Raw genomic sequence first — 526 nt, 5'->3', positions numbered from 1 at the left:
GCGCCGCCCCCAACGCCAAGGTGACCGTGGGAGCGCGCCCATGAGCTGGCTCGCGATGCGGATGCCGCCGCGCRTGCGCGAGTGGTGGATCGCGGGCACGCTGGCCGCCGTGGTCTATGGCGTGCTGCTGCTCCAGGCGTCGATGGAGTTGCCGCCCGGCACGCCGCTGACCGGCCAGATCGCCTACCAGCCGGCGTGGAAGACGGCGATGGCGATCATGCTGGCGCGCGCCGCGTGGTTCCATCGCCCGCTTGGCGAGCGCCGCTGGCTGGTAGTGGCGCTCGTGTTCTCGGCGATCGGCGATTTCCTGCTCGCGCTGCCGGGCTTGAAGATCTCGTTCCTCGGCGGGCTCGGCGCCTTCCTGCTGGCGCACCTGGCCTACCTGCGCCTGTTCGTGCCGATGGCGCGTGATCTCCGGCCGCAGCGACTGCTGGGCTGCGGGCTGGTGATCGGTGCGGCGGGCGCGCTGCTCGGCCGCTTCTGGCCCAATCTTGGCGAGATGGCGCTGCCGGTCACGGTCTACATC

Annotated in this window: 1 protein-coding gene; it reads left to right on the top strand. The window is 71.6% G+C overall.

Going from position 1 to position 526, the window contains the following annotated elements; all coding sequences use genetic code 11:
• Window positions 1-40 precede the first annotated feature (40 nt).
• Window positions 41-526: lysoplasmalogenase (locus tag AB4Z35_RS30225; RefSeq protein WP_442101191.1), on the top strand; the 486-nt coding region annotated here is incomplete at its 3' end.

It is taken from the genome of Pseudomonas sp. KB_15 (genome assembly GCF_052114525.1).
In the GTDB taxonomy this organism is placed as follows: Bacteria; Pseudomonadota; Gammaproteobacteria; order Pseudomonadales; family Pseudomonadaceae; genus Aquipseudomonas.
Note: the sequence above shows the minus strand (reverse complement) of the source record. Positions and strands in the feature narration are given on the sequence as shown.